Source organism: Chryseobacterium viscerum, assembly GCF_025949665.1.
Taxonomy (GTDB): domain Bacteria; phylum Bacteroidota; class Bacteroidia; order Flavobacteriales; family Weeksellaceae; genus Chryseobacterium; species Chryseobacterium viscerum_A.
Window position 1 is genome coordinate 2,765,635 of record NZ_JAPDFT010000001.1, and the last position, 18,107, is coordinate 2,783,741.

Genomic DNA, 18,107 nt, shown 5'->3' on the forward strand with positions numbered 1-18,107 from the left:
ATTTATGTTAGGATATCAACTCTATTTATTTTAATATAATAAAAAAAGACTGACAAAATAGCCAGTCTTTCGATTATAATTTTAATTATTCTATATTTTTAAGTAATATCCATCCTGTTTTCACGGTAAGTTCCTTACTCGCAGGATCTTCGAAGGTTATCTGATACCAGTATGTGGAAGTAGGAAGTTTTTTACCCTGGAAATATCCGTCCCAATATGGCCTCACTTTTTCAGCTTTGAAGACTTCTCTTCCGTATCGGTCAAAAACCTGTCCACTGAAATTTTTATAATTAATAACTCCACTGAAATCAATACTATCATTAAGGTTATCTCCATTTGGAGTAATCACATTTTTCATAACGAATGTAAAGAATTCAAGGAAGCCTACACAGCTTGTAAACTTAACTCTTACCCTGATTGAAATGACTTTATTTTTAGGGACATTATTAAATACATTTGAAGCCTGCCATGTAACTCCGTTATCCACTGAATATTCCAGAATACCGTTACTTGGATTACTTGCTGTAAGAATCATTGTTCCATTATCATTATAATCCACTTTTATTACTTCAGGAATCACTGCTTTAATAACCTGTGTCTTATACTCTTTTGAACATACCCCATTGCTTATCATTACTGAATATTCTCCCGGAGTTGCAACAGTAATACTCTGACCTGTTTCTCCATTACTCCACTGATAGGTATATCCAGGGCCTGAACCTGCATCCAGAATGATTTTATCTCCCTGGCAGATATGTCCTCCTTTTAAGTTTGAAACGATAGCCGGTACTACTTCAATCGTAATACGTGCCGGCTGCAAAGATTTACATCCCTGTGCTCCGATAGCATATACCGTATATGTAGTGGTTTGGGTAGGACTTACAGTTCTTATTCCGCCAGTAGTGGCTGCAGAATCACTCCATTGGTATGTCACTCCACCGGAAGCTGTTAATAATACAGATTCACCTGCACAGATTTTTAATCGGGGAGCTGTAAGCAATGCTGTTGGAGTTTCCTCTTTTCTTAAAGTTAAGGTTGCAATTTTACTACAGAAAGCACCATTGGAAACCAGTACATATAATACCTGCCCATCTGTACCGTTGTAGGTTGTCAGATTGGTGATATAGCTATTATTTTGAGCCTGCGCATCAGCCTGATTGGCATAAAAACGGAATACCGCTCCCTGTGTTGTACTAATCAGAGGTTTTGCTGTTTCTAAATTAAAGGTACTGAGTGCTGGTGTTGTACAAAGCTTAAGTTCAGCATTCTGTACTGTAGGGCTTGTTCCTCCAACAATGGTAATAGTTGCTTCACTAGGACACTGATTGCCCGGAACCATTACTTTTACAGTATATACTCCTGGCTGGGTAGCAACATAAATAGCACTGGTTGCTCCCGGAATGGCAACTCCATCTTTATACCACTGATAAGTCATTCCCGGAATGGCTGCTACCTGTGCTTTCAATTGTTTCGGTGTATTGTCGCACATGTTGATGCTGCCTGGCAAAACTGCTCCGGCCTCATCTACAATTTTAATTCCGACATCAAAAGATCCCCCTTCCAAGAAAACAGCAGAGTCATGGGAAGGATCCTTCGCATCTGCCAATACCATTTTAAAGTGATAGGTTTGTCCCGGAATTACATCTGCCACTGCTGTTAAAGGAGTTGTTCTCCCAAAATAATTAATAACCAGATGCGGATTCGCCAAAGCTCCAAAATAAGTTGCATTGATAGGTCCACAGCTGAATCCATTTCCTGCAGGAACAATATTGGTTGCACTTACAGGTCCTGCACCACCTGGTAATATGGCAAGATTAGTATAGGTAGGATCTCCAACTTTCTTTAATAATAATGCAAAAGCATCAGAATATCCTGTACAAGGATAGTTGGATGTATATTCATCAGAAACGAATATATAATTAAATTTTACCTGATTTGAATTGGGTACAAAATCAAATTCAAGTGCTACAGCATCCGTTAAGCTAACGTTGGCTCCGGTAGCTGCCACAAGATCGGCATCACTTCCTGTTCCTACTGATTGCCCAACAGCTGATACATAGTTATTACCAGCTTCCGAAGCGTATCCTGTAGTAAGGACAATCCCATCAGTAAAAGGAAAGCTTGTTGTTCCTTTATGAAAATATCCCCAAAATCTATTGCTGTTAGTCACATCATGATTAGGAGATACTGTAACGTTCGTCACATTGGCTGTTGTACAGTTGGTACCCCCATTGATCAAAATATTCTTCACCAATTGCTCGGGTGTATAGTTTGAAGGTGTGTAAGGCGGTACATTCACATCTATGAATGCTCCAGCTCTAAGACTGGCAGCAGAAGGCTTTATCTTCTCTGATTTTCTGACTGGTCTTGTTTGAGAAAGTGCAGAAACAGAAATCAATAAAAAAGAAAAAAGGAAAAAATAGTTTTTTAGTCTATAGATTAACATTTTGTTTTCATTTGTTCAAATGTAGCAAAAATAATAATAACAAATCAGCCTTTAACATTACTATTTTTCAAATAAACACCTAGATTCATAATATTTTTTTCTTATTATTACGTTTTCCGCAAATCATTAGAATAAAAATCCACTTATAAAAAACAGATCAACCCAATTGATCTGTTTATATTTCATTATCATTATTCAGTTACAACTATTCTTCTTTTTTCAATTGCTCAATTTCATTTTTCAGCTGAGAGATAATATCTTTTAATGCTTTTATTTCGTTTTTATTAGAGTTTACATTACTTCTCAATATTACGTTTTTTGCTCTTTCATTGTGATCTTCTTCTTCCTCTTCTTCATTAATCTCTTCAATGTCTTCCTGGATATCTTCTATATCCTCATTGATCTCTTCAATGTCTTCGCTGATTTCTTCGATATCCTCACTGATCTCTTCGATATCTTCCTGAATGTCTTCAATATCTTCACTGATCTCTTCAATATCTTCCTGGATATCTTCAATTTTCTCGTGACTTTTATTAACCGACATCTGGATAAAAATGGCCAGATAAATAGCTTCCAGAGAAAGCACTGTAGTAAGAATCAGAAGCATCTTATCAAAATCCACTATATGCAGCATTGGAAGCAAAAACGAAGTAAGAAACAGCAAAGTATGTACAATCAGAGACTGAATAGACCCTATCCATGATGTAATACTATCCGCTATTTTTTCAAGAACTTCTGTTTTTTCGTTATATTTTTTCATCCTTTATATTTTTATAACAGTTCTTTGGTTACCCCTAATCCAAACAATGCAAAATCATATTTTGCAGGATCTGCTTCATCAAATTTTCTAATGGTAGCATCCAGTTCTTCTACCGTTTTCCAGTCATTCTGTGTTCTGGAAACCAATCCCAATTTTCTGGAAATATTTCCGGTATGCACATCCAAAGGAATGGAAAGGTTTTTCTGATCTATATTTTTCCAAATTCCAAAATCTACCCCCCGCTTATCTTTACGCACCATCCACCTCAGAAACATAATAATCCTTTTGGCAGAAGAGTTTTTGTAAGGCGAACTGATGTGTTTATGACTTCTGTGTTTTTCTGTTTCCAGAAATCCATTCCTGAATCGTTCTATAGCGTGGAGAAAATTATTCTCCGGCTCTTTTACTTCAAACAGACTTTCCAGGCTTTCATTTTCTTTATAAATCCTGTTGAACTGTTTGATGAAATAGGAAAAGTCCTGTCCATTGAAAGTTCTGTGAATACTTTTATCCTGAATAGCTTCCAGATCTTTTTCTGAATAATTCATCACAAAATCATAGGGAGAATTTCCCATAATATCAAGCATCTTATCCGCAGAATTAATGATTGATTTTCTGTTTCCCCAGGAAATTGTGGCTGCCAGAAATCCTGCAATTTCAATATCCTGTTTTAAAGAAAAACGATGAGGAATCTGTATGGGATCATTTTCAATAAAATCAGGAGTATTATACTGATCTGCTTTTTCGTTGAGAAAATCTCTGAGTTCTTCAAATTTCAGCATATTCATTCTAAATCTTTACACTTTCCAAAGCTTTTGGTAAAAATGTATTGGGGAAAATATTTCTTGCTTCATCAGTAAACACAGTCAGATCAGCATATCTGTTGGAAAAATGTCCTAAAATTAATTTTTCAACCTGAGCTTTCTGGGCAATCGTTGCCGCCTCCAATGCCGTAGTATGTCCTGTATAATCAGCCATTTCCTTCAAATCATGTAAAAATGTCGATTCATGATAGAGAACGGTAACATTTTTAATAATCGGAATCACACTTTCAAGGTAACGCGTATCGCTGCAAAATGCGTAGGATACCGGCGGAGCAGGTTCAAGAGTCAGAATTTCGTTTTTAAGAACATAGCCATCACTCAATACAAAATCTTTTCCTGCTTTTATATTGTGATAATCACAGGTTTCAATCTCACTGTATTTGGCAATTTCTTTCATATTAAGATGTCTGTCTTTCGGCTTTTCCTTAAAAAGGTAACCGTTACAGTAAATCCTGTGATCCAGCGGAATAGTATATACCTCTACTCTGTTGTCTTCATATATTTTTTCGGAATAATCTTTATCCAGTTCATGGTATACCACTTCAAAACCGCGGTGTGTTTCCGTAATCTGGAAAATGGTTTCCAGCATCTTCTTAATACCTTTCGGACCATAAACATGCAGCGGGGTATCTCTTCCTAAAAGACGGAAAGAAGCAATAAGTCCCGGAAGCCCGAAACAATGATCCCCATGAAGATGGGAGATAAAAATATGATTGATTTTTGAAAATCTTGCTTTTGCTTTTCTCAGCTGTACCTGTGTACCTTCTCCACAATCAATAAGGAAGAGCCTTTCTTCCATTTCCAGCAGCTGAGCTGTGGGTGATGTATTGATAGTCGGAATTGCTGAGTTGAAGCCTAATATTGTTAAATAAGTACTCAAATCAATAATTTATTATAACAAATGTACGACAGAAAATCTAAATGGGTAGTTCACCCTGATATTTAAACTTAATCAGTCACTTTTAAAAAATCCATAAATAAATCTAAGGCCTGCTTACGGTGGCTGATTTTGTTTTTGTCTTCCGGATCCATTTCTGCAAAGGTTTTTTCATATCCTACCGGAACAAAAATAGGATCATACCCGAATCCTTTGAAGCCTTTATTTTCTGTCAGTAAATTTCCGTGAACTCTTCCTTCAAAATATTGCGCTCCGTTTTCATCATAGTAGCACAGAACAGTAACGAAATAAGCCTTTCTATTTTCAATTCCTTGCATTTCCTCCAGCACCTTTTCAATATTTTTCGCAAAATCGTGATCTCCGGCGTAACGTGCAGAGAAGATCCCAGGTCTTCCATCCAAAGACTCTACTACAAGTCCGCTATCATCTCCCAAACTTGGAACACCTGTTTTTTCGAAGCAGTATTTTGCCTTGATCAGGGCATTGGCATGAAAAGAGTCTCCATCTTCCACAATTTCTTCGTGAATATGATAATCGGTAAGACTTTTCACAACGCAATCACTTCCCAGGATCTGTTGAATTTCTTCTTTTTTATGTTCGTTGTGTGTAGCTACTAATAATTCCATTTCTATATTCATTTTCAATTTTACTTTTTTAACCTGGTTACTTACATTTCAGCATAATGCACTTTATACTTTTTCATAAAAAGATAATAGAATAAAGAGAAAAGTATAATTCCTACAGCCAGTACAAGCCATTCTGAAACATTAAGAACTTTTGCAAAACTTTCATCTTTACCATAAAGTACCAACAGCGACAGGGTTAAATTATTAAACGCATGCAGCAGTATGGGCATTAGTAAAGATTTTGTTTTATGATATACCAATCCCAGCACACAGCCCAGCATCACTGCACTGATAAACTGCCATGGGTTTCCGTGAACCACTCCAAAAATAATGGAAGCATACAAAATTGCTTTCCAGGGTTTTACTCCTTTATTAATCAATCCTTTCTGGATAATCCCTCTGAATATAATCTCCTCAAAAATCGGAGCCATGATTACGGTCATGATAATCATTACCACCGGATTATCTGTCAGCTGGCTCATCAACTGGGTAAAATATTCATAAAAATCACCAAAGAAAGGTCCTGTAGTAGGAATCTGAGCGGCAATAAATTCAGAAATAAACATCATTCCCGCCATCATTGGAAAAATAAGGAGATAGGTAGAGAAGTTAACGGATGATAAGTTGAAGTTAAGCTTCTTTTGGGTAGTGCGCCTTACGATGAAAAAATCAAAAAAGGCAATAGCAGTAAGGAATCCTACAGAATTTGCAACCATAAGGAACCAGTCTTTCAATTCTATATTTTCCCTGAAAACAACTTTCCAAAAAGTGCTGAATAAAGAAACAGCCATTGTTCCTACAAATAATCCAACCACCAAAACAACACCGCCAAACCATGTGAACGTAAACTTCGGATATTTGCTATTTTCCATCCTTTCTCTGTAAAAGTTTATTAGAAACAAAGATAATTTTTTTGAATGCTACAGGCAACTAAAAAAGGAATTTCTTATTTATTTAATGACGTTATAACGGCCATTTGTAAACCGGTTCCAAACTCTACTACCCACCCACTCCCTATACTGATAAGCATTGTTGTAATTTAAATTTGAAAACCTCGCAAAAAATCCCGATTTTTGCAACTTCAAAATACGATATGTCAGACTTAATCAAAGAAATACAAAAAAGAAAGACCTTCGGGATTATTTCCCACCCGGATGCCGGAAAAACAACTCTTACAGAAAAGCTGCTTCTTTTCGGTGGTGCTATTCAGGAAGCGGGTGCGGTAAAATCCAACAAAATAAAAAAAGGGGCTACCTCCGACTTTATGGAAATCGAAAGACAGAGAGGGATCTCTGTAGCAACTTCCGTATTGGCTTTTGAATATAGAGACCACAAAATCAATATCCTGGATACTCCGGGTCACAAAGACTTTGCTGAAGATACCTACAGAACTTTAACGGCTGTGGATTCTGTGATCGTTGTTATTGACGTTGCAAAAGGAGTTGAGGAACAGACTGAGAAACTTGTTAAGGTTTGCAGAATGAGAAACATTCCTATGTTGGTTTTCATCAATAAATTGGACCGTGAAGGGAAAGATGCTTTCGATCTTTTGGATGAGGTTGAACAAAAATTAGGACTAACAGTTTGTCCGCTTTCTTTACCAATTGGTATGGGGAGTGATTTCCAGGGGATTTATAACATCTGGGAAAACAATATTCAGTTATTCTTAGAGGAGAAAAAACAGAAAGTTGGAGATTCTATCAAGTTTGATGACATCAATGATACTTCTATTGATGAAGTGATTGGTGAAAAAGCAGCCAAAACTTTAAGAGAAGAACTTGATCTTATTCAATCTGTTTATCCTGAATTTAATCGTGATGATTATATGAAAGGTGATCTTCAGCCTGTATTCTTCGGTTCAGCTTTAAATAACTTCGGAGTACGTGAATTACTGGATGCTTTCATTGATATTGCTCCAATGCCGCAGCCAAAAGAAAGTGATACGCGTCTTGTAAAACCTGAAGAAAGCACTTTCACAGGATTTGTTTTCAAAATCCATGCTAATATGGACCCTAAACACAGAGACAGACTTGCTTTCGTAAAGATTGTTTCAGGAACATTCAAGAGAAATGAGAACTATTTATTGGTAAGAGAGGGTAAAAAAATGAAATTCTCTTCTCCTAACGCATTCTTTGCAGATAAAAAAGAGGTAGTGGAAGAAAGTTTCCCTGGTGATATCGTAGGTTTACATGATACCGGAAGTTTCAGAATCGGAGATACACTTACAGGAGGAGAAAAATTGAGCTTCAAAGGTATTCCTAGTTTCTCTCCTGAACATTTCCGCTATATCAACAACAACGATCCGTTGAAAGCTAAGCAATTGGCAAAAGGTATTGACCAGCTGATGGATGAAGGGGTTGCACAGCTATTTACGCTTGAAATGAACGGAAGGAAAATTATCGGAACTGTAGGAGCACTTCAGTATGAGGTTATCCAATACCGTCTGGAACATGAATATGGTGCAAAATGTACTTATGAGCCTCTATCTATGCACAAAGCATGTTGGGTAGAAGCAGATGAAAAATCTGAAGAATTCAAAGAATTTGCAAGATTAAAGCAAAGATTCCTGGCAAGAGATAAATACAATCAACTGGTATTTCTTGCAGACTCATCTTTCACCATTCATATGACACAGGAGAAATTCCCGAATGTAAAATTACATTTCATTAGTGAGTTCCAGGAAAATTAAGAAATAAACAGGCAAAATCACAAAAGGCCGAAATTGTTTACAATATAGATCCGCAGAAGTTTTCTGCGGATTTTTTTATTATGTATTTTTTAAAACCACCCCGTCAAAAATTCGTTGAATTTTTGCCACCCCTCCAGAGGAGGGGAATTTTTAGGTTACTGAACTAATATTTGGCGGAATGACAAAGTGTATGGATAAATTTATCGCTCTGTTTGTCATTCCGCAGGAATCTAATCTAATAAAACTTTGTTATCAAACACTCCAAGAACACATATCCTACTCTTTTAGTATCCTAAACAGGGAAACTACTTTGTAAATCTTTTGTAAAACAAATACAAAATACTGAAAATAAAACAGTTAGCACTTTACCAGCACAATACATTCTATTTACAATCTTTACAAGAACTTCCCTACTAATTTTACTTCATCAAAAAAATTAATGTTATGAAAAAGTTCATATTACTTATTGCTGTATCAGGCACCTTCATTATGTGTAAAAAAGGAGAAGCAGCACAAAATAAAATCAATGAAGTTATTAATACAGCCGACAGTACTGCTACTGCTGCTACAGAAACCATTGACAATGCAGGTAAAACAGCAAACCAGATTATGGATTCTGCCAGTATTAAAATAAAAGATTTTGAGAGTACTAAAAACGACATCCAGCAAAAAATAGAAAACACCTCGAAGATGGCGGATTCCTTATCTGAGAAAATAGCCACTACAAAACTGGAATCCAAATTAGAGAAAAAAGATTCTGCTGAAAAACCATCTGAAAAAATAGCAGTAAAAACTCCGGCTCCAAAGGTGATTAAAGAAACCAAAATCATTTATAAAGACAAGCCTAAAAATGACAGTTATGAACTGAATATGCCAAAAGATAAAATGGTAAAATCAGGGTATCTTGTTATAAAAGCGGAGAATGCGGAAACTGTGAAGGAAATCATCAGAGAAGAAGCCCATAAAAACAACGGCTACATCAAAAGTGAAAATCTTTCTTATGTGGAATCTGCCAGCCCTTATGGAGAGAATCAAAAGACATACAGCCTTGATATCAAAGTTCCAATCCAGCATTTTGATGGTTTAATGGATGCCATCAACAATAATGTTGGAGACATAGATACTAAGGATATTCAGGTTTCAGGGCGTAATTATACAGACAATACAATCTGTACGATCAATGTAAATATCAGTGATAAGGCTCAAACAGAAAAAGAACCTAAAACTTTCGGTGGAAAATCATTGGCAGCCATTGAATCAGGTTGGGAGGTAATCACTTCTATTTTCCTCTTTATTCTTCCGTTATGGCCTTTATTTCTTATTGCCGGTATTGGATATTACTTTTACAAAAAGAAAAATAAAAATATTCCTCATAACGACTCTCACTAAGTTTAAAATCCATCTTCAGGGTGGATTTTTAATGTTTTTTTAATGAGGTTTAGAATTGAATTTCAATTCTAATGTCTAATTTTATCAAATATTCAGTGAAACAGTTTGCTTATCTGGAAAATTCCTTTTAACTTTAAGTAGAAGCAAAATGTGATGAATCTTTGTTGTCAAACAAGATTCAAAATAAGTTTGGAAATTTTTATTTCATATATTAATATTTTGTGATTTGGTGTAAAATAAGGCCCTCAGATTGAGAGCCTTATTTGTTTTATTTCATATTCACTACTTTGTCTACGACAAACTTTGTATTTCCTCTCCATGGAAGAGCACCATTGTATTCTTTGTAATGCAGATCAAAGGTTTTACCGCTGTTCGTTTCCAATTGTTTGAAAATCTCAGGATCATCTACAGAAAACTCAAACTCATAGCTTGTAATTGTTCCTGTTTTTCCTCTCCCGAAGCCTTCCTGAATCAGCTTACCTTCATAGGTCTTGAAGATATAACCTTTTTTCATAGCATAGTTCAGGTATCCGGATTTTACCCCTTCTCCGAAAACAAAATAGTACTTATACCAGACAAATACACCTAGTAACAACAGTACAACACCGAGGATGATCCACAAAGATTTTTTCATAGGTAGTGTGTTTTATAAAATGTTATTTCGCGATACTTCTTGAGATCACAATTTTCTGAATTTCAGAAGTTCCTTCGTAGATCTGAGTGATTTTTGCATCTCTCATTAATCTTTCTACATGGTATTCTTTCACGTATCCGTATCCACCATGGATCTGTACTGCTTCAATAGTAGTATCCATTGCTACCTGAGAAGAGTATAGTTTCGCCATAGCTCCACTTTCAGAGATATCTTTTCCTGCATCTTTTTCACATGCTGCTTTGAAACATAACATTCTTGCCGCTGTGATCTGAGTTGCCATATCAGCCAATTTGAATGCAATAGCCTGGTGGTTAATGATCTCAGTTTTGAAAGCTTTTCTTGTTTTAGCATATTTCAATGCCAGTTCGTAAGCTCCTGAAGCAATACCTAAAGCCTGAGAAGCAATACCGATTCTACCTCCGTTCAATACAGCCATTGCAAAGTTGAACCCGAATCCATCAGCACCAATTCTGTTTTCTTTTGGAACTTTTACGTTATTAAAGATCAAAGAGTGTGTATCACTTCCTCTGATTCCTAATTTGTCTTCTTTCAATCCGATTTCAAATCCTTCCCATCCTCTTTCTACGATGAAAGCATTGATCCCTTTGTGTTTTTTCTCAGGATCTGTCTGTGCAATTACGATATAATAAGTAGCTGTTCCACCGTTGGTGATCCAGTTTTTGATTCCGTTTAAAAGATAATAATCTCCTTTGTCTTCAGCAGTTGTTTTCTGAGAAGTAGCATCAGAACCAGCTTCAGGCTCAGATAATGCAAATGCTCCTATTACCTGCCCGCTAGCCAATGGAGTAAGATATTTTACTTTCTGTTCTTCAGAAGCAAATTTTTCAAGACCGGCACAAACCAATGAGTTATTTACAGACATTACAACAGCTGCAGAAGCATCCACTTTTGCAATCTCCTCCATTGCCAGCACGTAAGAAACGCTGTCCATACCTGCTCCTCCGTATTGTGGATCTACCATCATTCCTAAAAGTCCCATTTCTCCCATTTTTTTCACCTGTTCTGCAGGGAATTTCTGGTCACGGTCTCTTTCAATCACTCCAGGTAATAGTTCGTTCTGTGCAAAATCTCTTGCTGCCTGCTGAATCATCAGCTGTTCTTCCGATAAATTAAAGTCCATAAAAAAAATAATTAGATAGCCGTAAATTTACACTTTTTAAGCAAATCTGAAAAAATAAATTAAAGACAGGAAAAACGCACAGAAAAAGGGAGTTGAAACAGATTCTAAGGTTCAAAGTGCCTACAAATGACATCCCGGTTTACCAATCGGGAATACCATCCAATTCAGGAGGGAAAGTAAAAACAGCAGGTTAAGGTATACCGGATCTGTAATGAGCCCCCGGAACCACCCTTTAAAGGCTTCCAGCCCTCTTTTTGATTCAATATATTATGGCAAGCATTTAACTAATTCCTAATTATTACATTCCTATGTTTTCAATTAAAAAAAATGCTTATATTTAAATTTCTTTATAAATTATTTAAAAAATCATGACGATCAAGAGATTATTCGATATTCCGCACTACGCTTTAGAAAAATATCCGAAAACGGATATGTTTGTAACTAAGTATCAGGGTGAGTGGAAAAAAACTTCTACACAGGAGTTTATTAATGAGGGAAATAAGATATCCAGAGGGTTACTGAAGCTGGGCATAAAACCGGGTGATAAAATCGCTTTGATTACTACCAATTCCCGTACTGAATGGGCAATTATGGACTTTGGTCTTTCTCAGATCGGAGTTGTTTCTGTACCTGTTTATCCGAGCATTTCACCTGAAGATTACGAATTTATCTTCAACAATGCTGAAATTCAGTACTGTTTTGTTTCTGACAAAGAGCTGTTGACTAAGGTAATGAAAGTAAAACATAATATCCCAAGTCTACAGGGAATATTTACTTTCGACAACATCAGCGGCGCTGCCAACTGGAGAGAAATTCTGGATCTGGGTAAAGATGAATCTACACAAATTGAAGTAGACGACCTTTCCAATGCCATCAATACAGAGGATCTTGCGACTATTATTTATACTTCTGGAACTACCGGAAGACCTAAAGGAGTAATGCTTACTCACAATAATATTGTTTCAAACGTATTGGGTGCTATTCCAAGAATTCCAAAGAAAAAGAGCTTGGATTATAAGGAAACAAGAGCATTAAGCTTCCTGCCAATCTGCCATATCTTTGAAAGGATGCTTTTCTATCTCTATCAATACAACGGTTTTTCTCTTTATTTTGCTGAAAGCATCGAGAAAATGGGGGAAAACGTGAAAGAAGTGAAGCCCCATTATATGACTGTAGTCCCAAGGTTGGTAGAAAAGGTATATGATAAAATTTACAATACGGGATCTTCTGCCGGAGGATTAAAATCAAAAATATTCTTCTGGGCTTTGAATCTGATCAGCAAGAAAAAAGTAATCTCGAAACCATCCGGACTTCAGGAAATCATTGCAGACAAACTGGTATTTTCCAAATGGAGAGAAGGTTTAGGCGGTGAAATTGTGACATTAGTTTCAGGATCTGCGGCATTATCTACAAGACTTAACTTAATGTTCCAAAATGCAGGAATTCCAATTTTGGAAGGTTATGGTTTAACAGAAACTTCCCCGGTAATTTCCGTAAACAGCTTTGAGAAAATGAAAGTAGGAACGGTAGGTATTCCATTGGATAATTTAAAAGTAAAGATCCAGGAAGATGGTGAAATTACAGTAAAAGGACCATCTGTTTTCAAAGGGTATTTCCAAAATGAAGAGATGACCAAAGAAGCCTTTACAGAAGATGGGTTTTTCAAAACCGGAGATATCGGACATATTGATAGTGACGGGTTTTTACAGATCACTGACCGTAAGAAAGAAATGTTCAAAACTTCTGGTGGAAAATATATTGCCCCACAGACGATTGAAAATTTAGCAAAAGCTTCTAAGTTCATAGAACAGATCATGGTTGTAGGTGATGGTGAAAAAATGCCATGTGCTTTGGTACAGCCTGATTTTGAATTTGCAAAAAGCTGGGCTATGAGAAATAATCTGAATATAGGCTCTACACCAGAAGAGATTGCAAAAAGTACTGAGCTGAAGCAAAGGATTGAAAAGGAAATCGAAGGAATCAACGAACATCTTGGAAACTGGGAAAAAATTAAAAAGATTGAGCTTACTCCTGAAGTATGGAGCATTGAAAGCGGATTGCTTACTCCAACTTTAAAACTAAAAAGAAAGGCAGTAAAAGAGAAGTTTATTGCTTTGTATAATAAGATGTATGATCATCATGAGTAAATAATATCAACCGCTTCATTTTGAGGCGGTTTTTTTCTGTTTTGGCTAAAGCCAATAGGAAGATTTATTTTTTTAGTTAAACGGGCTAAAGCCCGTTTCTATTGATTCACCACCATTGATTTTTTTAATCTAATTATAGCCAACCTTTGTCATTCCGTAGGAATCCATACTATAATCAAAAAGTAGAGTTGAGATTTCTGCGGAATGACAGAGACACCGCAAAAAATACATTATGCTAAAAGTTTAAACGGGGTAAGCCTGTTCCTATTACATATACACAAAAAAGCTGTTTCAGAAATGAAACAGCTTTTGTATTGTTTTAAAATCAATAATTAGAATTTAATTACAGATTTCATTCTTTCGTTTTCTTCCATTACCAGTTCGTCATCAACAAGGATTTTCCCTGAATGCTCATCAATAATAATTTTCTTTCTCTGAGCAATTTCCATTTGCTTTTGAGGCGGAATGGTGAAGAAAGATCCTTTTGGAGCTCCTCTTTCTAATCCTACTACTGCAAGACCGTTAATAGAATTTGTTCTGATTCTGTTGTAAGAAGCCAATAATCTCTCATCGATTTTACCTGCATATTCTTTAGATTGCTCTAAAAGATATTCTTCTTCTTTCTGAGTTTCAGAGATAAGACCATCTAATTCTTCTTTCTTGAATTTCAAGTGGCTTTTCAAATCGTCGATCTTAGTATTCAGTTCACTTAAAGTTTCGTTTTTGTGAGCAATTTTCACTCCGAATTCTTTAATTCTTTTTTCAGCAAGCTGAATTTCCAGATCCTGGAATTCCATTTCCTTTCCTAATGCTTCAAACTCTTTATTGTTTCTTACATTATCCTGCTGAGATTTGTACTTCTCAATTAAAGTTTTAGCATGGTTAATAACTTCATGCTTTGTTTTGATCTGATCGTCCTGATCTTTGATATCAGCATGAAATTTTTCAGCTCTTTTTTCAAGACCTTCAATCTCGATTTCAAGATCTTCAACTTCAATTGGCAATTCTCCTCTAGTATTTCGGATTTCATCCAATCTTGAATCAATGATCTGTAAATCGTATAAAGCTCTTAATTTTTCTTCAACTGAAATATCGTTGGTTTTTGCCATATTTAAATGAAATAATTTACTGGGTTTGTTTTTTCAATAGATTTTGAAATTGCAAATGTACTAAATTTTTGTGATAAAATTTCAAATAATTGTTGGGTAACAAATTGTTCCGATTCATAATGGCCAATATCACAAATCAGCATTTTAGACTCAGCTAAAAAATAGTCGTGATATTTAAGATCTCCGGTAAGATAAGCATCACATTTCCTGGAAGCAGCAGATCTTATTCCACTCGCTCCGGAACCTCCCAGAACCCCTACTCTTTTGATTTTTTTATTGTTAAATGAAGAATGTTTTATCACCTCAAGACCAAACTTTTCTTTTACAAACCCCAGGAAATCTTTTTCATCCATTTCTTCTTCCAGGTCACCATACATTCCCAGTCCGGCATGATGGTTTTTATTATCCAGGCTGTATATTTGGTGAGCTACTTCTTCGTAAGGATGTGCGGCTTTCATCGCTCCTACAATCTGACCTTGTTTAAAGCCTTCAAAAATTACAGAGATCATATCTTCATCTGCATTTTCACGAATGCCCTGCTGTCCTGAGAATGGATTTGAACCCTCTACCGGTCTGAATGTTCCGTTACCATTGACCGTAAAACTGCATTCGTCATAGAAACCTATATTTCCTGCTCCTGCTGAAAACATAGCTTCTTTTACTTTTTCGGAATGCTCTTTCGGAACAAAAACCGTCAGCTGTTTTAAATTATTTTCTTTCGGTTGAAGAATTTTCATATTCTTTAATCCCAACTGACTGCAAATTCCATAATTAACCCCAAAGAAATCATTATCAAATGCTGTATGAATGGCATAGATCGCCACTTTATTTTCGATAGCTTTTAAAACAGCTCTTTCTACATAATTTTTCCCTGTTAAAGATTTGAGTCCGGAAAATATAATCGGATGGAAACATACAATAAGATTGCAGTTTCTTTCAATAGCTTCATCTACAACATTTTCCAAAGCATCATGACAAACCAGAATCCCAGATACATCACGATCATAAATACCACACAACAGACCTACATTATCAAAATCTTCTGCCTGTCTGATACTTATTTCCTCTTCAATCTTTGCAATTACAGTTTTTAGCTTCATTAATTTATATTTTACAGTTACAGCGAAGATATTAATTTTACTAAAAATCCAAAGCATATTTCTGATTCAATAAAAAACCGGCTTTCATCGGCCGGTTTCAATTTGATATTAAAAAAATAAATAGACACTGTTAATCTTTGAAAAGCGATACTCTTGTAAAGGATTCCATTACCACACTACAGTTGATATCGGCTTCCATAAAAAGCTGATAGCCTCTTCCCGGATCAAGACTCGCAGGATCTGCAATGGTATAGAAATAGAACGTAAGGATGTTACCTGATCCACTTGAACCACTTGGCAGCAACTGGATAGAGTTAATTTCAAAACCGGAATCAGGGTTTTTAAAAGTAGCTTTTACGGATCCTGAAGAGTTGGACCCCGGAGTAATCGTAGCGATAGCCCTCCAGACATGGACCTGTCCGTTAATTTCATTTTCCCTCCATTTACCCGTAGCAGCAACATAAATATTGGATGTAACTCCCGGAAATGGAACTGTGGTTTCCGGCCAGCTTGTAGTAGGACTTGCTGCAAAGACCAGCGGTGTGGCATAAAGCACCTGTTGTCTTGGGCCATACCCGCTTCCTGCTGCACTTAAACTGAATGAAGGTTTTACATTTGCGTTTCCAGAATTTATTTTAACGACACCGTCGTTACCAGCCTGAGAAGATGTGGGAACAAAAAGCTGTCTCCAGAGGGTACCATCCCAATACTGGAAGTTATTCGTTGTCGTATTAAAAATAAGTGTTCCTGCAGTAAGGTTAGCATTCGCAACACCTGCAGGCGGTACTGTGGAAGCGTTATTATCTGCCAGGTATGTATCCCGGTCAGTATCAGTAAGACGAGGAATGAGAATCCCTTTCTGGTTGGAGACTATATCCAGTACTGCAGCACCATTGGGTGTTCAAGTATTAATCCCAACCTGAGCGTGTACAAAACTGCTTATGAAAAACAGAATAAACAAGGTTAAAATTTTTCTCATGATATAAAGCTTTTGTTGGATAAAATTACAAACTTGAGTTAGTATTATGTTAAAAAATAAATTTTTATATGTCATATTTTATTTGTATTTTGTATATTATAATGTATTGAAAATCATTAAATTAAGTATTAATAATTCACTTTTTAATGATAGAAATACTTTTAACATTTGCAGGATTCTTTTAACAATCATATCTTTACCCTATACTTTATAGAAATTACTAACTTCGCTGTGAAATAACCTATATAAATGGAAAGAGAACATAATCTTGTTCCTGAGGACAAACTTTGGAAAAGATTCCTTTACCGGATCATTTATCGTTCCGATACCAGGCTCGGAAAACTGTTTGATATCATCTTATTATCTTTAATTCTTGCAAGTACTGCTATCATTATGATGGAAAGTGTACCTCAGCTTGATAAAAGGTTTCATTATACCTTCCTGATTCTGGAGTGGGTGATTTCAATTTTCTTCACTCTTGAGTATTCTATGCGTATTGCAGTGGTAAAAAATAAACGAAATTATATTTTCAGTTTTTTCGGAGTTATAGATTTTCTTGCACTGGTTCCTTTTTTCCTTAGCTTTTTCTTTCCTATCACTAAGTATTTCCTGATTTTCAGGATGCTGAGAATGTTGAGGATTTTCAGGATTTTCAACTTACTGGATTTTATGAATGACGGCTACCTTATTGTAAGGGCTCTGAAAAACAGTTCGAGAAAAATTTACATCTTCCTTTTATTTCTGATTATATTCTCCGTGATTGTAGGATCACTGATGTTTATGGTGGAAGGCGGGCGGCAGGGATTTGAAACCATCCCACAATCTATCTATTGGGCGGTGGTTACCGTAACTACTGTAGGATATGGTGATGTATCCCCAATCACACCTTTAGGAAAGTTTTTTGCAGTTGTTCTGATGCTGGCCGGTTATTCTATTATTGCAGTTCCTACCGGTATTGTAACGGCAGAAATGAGAAACAAGAGACAAAACCTGGAACTGATCTGTGAACGCTGTGGTAACGAAGATATTGATGATGATGCAAGGTATTGCAAGAAATGTGGCAAGAAATTAGCTTGATATTGAATATCAATATAATTTATTCACCAAATACCAGAAAATCATGGAACCAAAAAAGAAAAACAAACCGAATAGTCTAGTGATCATTCTTTTTGCACTGGTGGTGCTGATGATCATCGTCTACTTTATATTAGTAATGTTCTTCCCTACTGTTTTTGACCTTATGAATAAGGGAGAGATACAACCGGTACCCAACAAATGATGAGTAATGAGCGATGGGGAAATAATTTGTAATCAACTAGAACTTTAGTACAAAATAAAAAAGAT

At 36.0% G+C, this 18,107-nt stretch carries 16 protein-coding genes; 5 read left to right on the forward strand and 11 right to left on the reverse strand.

Annotation, left to right across the window (positions count from 1 at the left end; translation table 11 throughout):
• Positions 1–85: 85 nt before the first annotated feature.
• From OL225_RS12515 to OL225_RS12540, 6 genes are all read right to left on the reverse strand, one after another.
• Entirely contained in the window at positions 86–2,446 is a 2,361-nt protein-coding gene (locus OL225_RS12515) for a choice-of-anchor L domain-containing protein (RefSeq protein WP_264518479.1), read from the reverse strand.
• 205 nt (positions 2,447–2,651) lie between these two features.
• A complete protein-coding gene (locus tag OL225_RS12520; protein WP_047377002.1) occupies positions 2,652–3,206 on the reverse strand; it encodes a DUF1003 domain-containing protein in 555 nt (184 codons plus the stop codon).
• Positions 3,207–3,217: 11 nt separating this feature from the next.
• Positions 3,218–3,988, reverse strand: coding sequence for a TIGR02757 family protein (locus OL225_RS12525; protein ID WP_413541852.1), 771 nt, complete (start codon positions 3,986–3,988; stop codon positions 3,218–3,220).
• Between the two features lie 7 nt (positions 3,989–3,995).
• Positions 3,996–4,910 (reverse strand): ribonuclease Z, encoded by a 915-nt coding sequence (locus OL225_RS12530; protein ID WP_264518480.1) that lies wholly within the window; start codon positions 4,908–4,910, stop codon positions 3,996–3,998.
• A gap of 68 nt (positions 4,911–4,978) precedes the next feature.
• On the reverse strand, positions 4,979–5,554 hold the full coding sequence (rdgB, locus tag OL225_RS12535) for an RdgB/HAM1 family non-canonical purine NTP pyrophosphatase (protein WP_407293451.1): 576 nt from the start codon (positions 5,552–5,554) through the stop codon (positions 4,979–4,981).
• 41 nt (positions 5,555–5,595) lie between these two features.
• Positions 5,596–6,426 carry a CPBP family intramembrane glutamic endopeptidase gene (locus OL225_RS12540; protein WP_264518481.1) on the reverse strand — a complete coding sequence of 277 codons (831 nt, stop codon included), beginning with the start codon at positions 6,424–6,426 and terminating at the stop codon, positions 5,596–5,598.
• Between the two features lie 221 nt (positions 6,427–6,647).
• Here OL225_RS12540 and OL225_RS12545 point away from each other — a divergent pair, with 221 nt between their 5' ends.
• Together OL225_RS12545 and OL225_RS12550 are read left to right on the forward strand one after the other, a co-directional pair.
• Positions 6,648–8,243: a peptide chain release factor 3 gene (locus OL225_RS12545; protein ID WP_264518482.1), complete on the forward strand. Its 1,596-nt coding sequence runs from the start codon at positions 6,648–6,650 to the stop codon at positions 8,241–8,243.
• Positions 8,244–8,687: 444 nt separating this feature from the next.
• Positions 8,688–9,632: a DUF4349 domain-containing protein gene (locus OL225_RS12550; RefSeq protein WP_264518483.1), complete on the forward strand. Its 945-nt coding sequence runs from the start codon at positions 8,688–8,690 to the stop codon at positions 9,630–9,632.
• A gap of 268 nt (positions 9,633–9,900) precedes the next feature.
• Here the strand turns inward: OL225_RS12550 and OL225_RS12555 are convergent, their stop codons facing one another.
• Positions 9,901–10,266 (reverse strand): hypothetical protein, encoded by a 366-nt coding sequence (locus OL225_RS12555; RefSeq protein WP_047377007.1) that lies wholly within the window; start codon positions 10,264–10,266, stop codon positions 9,901–9,903.
• Between the two features lie 22 nt (positions 10,267–10,288).
• Positions 10,289–11,428 (reverse strand): acyl-CoA dehydrogenase family protein, encoded by a 1,140-nt coding sequence (locus OL225_RS12560; RefSeq protein ID WP_047377008.1) that lies wholly within the window; start codon positions 11,426–11,428, stop codon positions 10,289–10,291.
• Positions 11,429–11,796: 368 nt separating this feature from the next.
• On the opposite strand from OL225_RS12560, the gene OL225_RS12565 reads away from it, so the two are divergent.
• On the forward strand, positions 11,797–13,575 hold the full coding sequence (locus tag OL225_RS12565; protein WP_047377009.1) for an AMP-dependent synthetase/ligase: 1,779 nt from the start codon (positions 11,797–11,799) through the stop codon (positions 13,573–13,575).
• Between the two features lie 332 nt (positions 13,576–13,907).
• Here the strand turns inward: OL225_RS12565 and OL225_RS12570 are convergent, their stop codons facing one another.
• The 3 genes from OL225_RS12570 to OL225_RS12580 form a co-directional block, all read right to left on the reverse strand.
• Entirely contained in the window at positions 13,908–14,684 is a 777-nt protein-coding gene (locus tag OL225_RS12570; protein ID WP_047377010.1) for a zinc ribbon domain-containing protein, read from the reverse strand.
• A 2-nt stretch (positions 14,685–14,686) separates the two neighbouring features.
• Positions 14,687–15,784, reverse strand: a complete 1,098-nt coding sequence (locus tag OL225_RS12575; protein ID WP_264518484.1) for a Nif3-like dinuclear metal center hexameric protein — start codon at positions 15,782–15,784, stop codon at positions 14,687–14,689.
• 130 nt (positions 15,785–15,914) lie between these two features.
• A complete protein-coding gene (locus tag OL225_RS12580) occupies positions 15,915–16,340 on the reverse strand; it encodes a hypothetical protein (protein WP_264518485.1) in 426 nt (141 codons plus the stop codon).
• 672 nt (positions 16,341–17,012) lie between these two features.
• Between OL225_RS12580 and OL225_RS12585 the strand changes: the two genes are divergently transcribed.
• Positions 17,013–17,840: an ion transporter gene (locus tag OL225_RS12585; protein WP_047377013.1), complete on the forward strand. Its 828-nt coding sequence runs from the start codon at positions 17,013–17,015 to the stop codon at positions 17,838–17,840.
• Between the two features lie 43 nt (positions 17,841–17,883).
• Complete coding sequence (locus OL225_RS12590; RefSeq protein ID WP_156118404.1) at positions 17,884–18,042, forward strand: hypothetical protein; 159 nt, start codon at positions 17,884–17,886, stop codon at positions 18,040–18,042.
• Positions 18,043–18,107: the final 65 nt, after the last annotated feature.

What these genes read in the sequence shown, in the direction of transcription:
- OL225_RS12515 (WP_264518479.1), bottom strand. Translation starts at nt 2,446, where the DNA reads ATGTTAATCTATAGACTAAAAAACTATTTTTTCCTTTTTTCTTTTTTA.
- OL225_RS12520 (WP_047377002.1), bottom strand. Translation starts at nt 3,206, where the DNA reads ATGAAAAAATATAACGAAAAAACAGAAGTTCTTGAAAAAATAGCGGAT.
- OL225_RS12525 (WP_413541852.1), bottom strand. Translation starts at nt 3,988, where the DNA reads ATGCTGAAATTTGAAGAACTCAGAGATTTTCTCAACGAAAAAGCAGAT.
- rdgB (WP_407293451.1), bottom strand. Translation starts at nt 5,554, where the DNA reads ATGGAATTATTAGTAGCTACACACAACGAACATAAAAAAGAAGAAATT.
- OL225_RS12540 (WP_264518481.1), bottom strand. Translation starts at nt 6,426, where the DNA reads ATGGAAAATAGCAAATATCCGAAGTTTACGTTCACATGGTTTGGCGGT.
- OL225_RS12545 (WP_264518482.1), top strand. Translation starts at nt 6,648, where the DNA reads ATGTCAGACTTAATCAAAGAAATACAAAAAAGAAAGACCTTCGGGATT.
- OL225_RS12550 (WP_264518483.1), top strand. Translation starts at nt 8,688, where the DNA reads ATGAAAAAGTTCATATTACTTATTGCTGTATCAGGCACCTTCATTATG.
- OL225_RS12555 (WP_047377007.1), bottom strand. Translation starts at nt 10,266, where the DNA reads ATGAAAAAATCTTTGTGGATCATCCTCGGTGTTGTACTGTTGTTACTA.
- OL225_RS12560 (WP_047377008.1), bottom strand. Translation starts at nt 11,428, where the DNA reads ATGGACTTTAATTTATCGGAAGAACAGCTGATGATTCAGCAGGCAGCA.
- OL225_RS12565 (WP_047377009.1), top strand. Translation starts at nt 11,797, where the DNA reads ATGACGATCAAGAGATTATTCGATATTCCGCACTACGCTTTAGAAAAA.
- OL225_RS12570 (WP_047377010.1), bottom strand. Translation starts at nt 14,684, where the DNA reads ATGGCAAAAACCAACGATATTTCAGTTGAAGAAAAATTAAGAGCTTTA.
- OL225_RS12575 (WP_264518484.1), bottom strand. Translation starts at nt 15,784, where the DNA reads ATGAAGCTAAAAACTGTAATTGCAAAGATTGAAGAGGAAATAAGTATC.
- OL225_RS12585 (WP_047377013.1), top strand. Translation starts at nt 17,013, where the DNA reads ATGGAAAGAGAACATAATCTTGTTCCTGAGGACAAACTTTGGAAAAGA.
- OL225_RS12590 (WP_156118404.1), top strand. Translation starts at nt 17,884, where the DNA reads ATGGAACCAAAAAAGAAAAACAAACCGAATAGTCTAGTGATCATTCTT.